We start from the raw sequence: 510 nt of genomic DNA, 5'->3' as shown, positions 1-510 counted from the left end.
GCAAGCTTCGTCGGCTTCGGGCGACGGGCTGATCGCTCGGCATGCCACTGGGCGGTCGTCGCGCGATACTCCAGTCCACCGCTGCGGGTGGCTGCGTTGCGCCGCAACTCCCGGGAGATCGTCGAGGCAGATCGACCGAGCCGGCGCCCGATCTCCTGCATGGACTGGCCCTGGACCCGCAGAAGCGCAATCTCCTCGCGCTCCAGCAGCGACAGGTACCGCCCGGAGGGCGGCTTGGCTGAAGATCTGAACATCGCTGGGGGCATGCCACCTGCCTTTCGGAACCACCTGTACCCGACAGGGTGTGACACACCGGCCTCGACCGCAGCATCCTCGCTGCTCATCCCCGTTGCGATCGCAAGCCAAAACCGACGCCCTTCATCGCGTCCCGCCACAGGGGGCCGACCTGGCGACGGTAGCGGCGCTCGTCCAGATCGATCCGACCGCCGCTTTCGAATGCTCATCGCAACCTCCTCCTTCAGGGTGTTGCGACGACCGTTTGAATCCGTC

Annotated in this window: 1 protein-coding gene; it reads right to left on the bottom strand. The window is 66.5% G+C overall.

The window, feature by feature from the left end:
• On the bottom strand, window positions 1-464 hold a 464-nt coding region (locus tag JKL46_RS35160), incomplete at its 3' end, for a helix-turn-helix domain-containing protein (RefSeq protein WP_201843094.1).
• Window positions 465-510: the final 46 nt, after the last annotated feature.

Origin of the sequence: Microvirga zambiensis WSM3693 (genome assembly GCF_016735695.1) — a bacterium.
Classification (GTDB): Bacteria; Pseudomonadota; Alphaproteobacteria; order Rhizobiales; family Beijerinckiaceae; genus Microvirga; species Microvirga zambiensis.
This window is presented reverse-complemented; position numbering and strand designations above follow the sequence as displayed.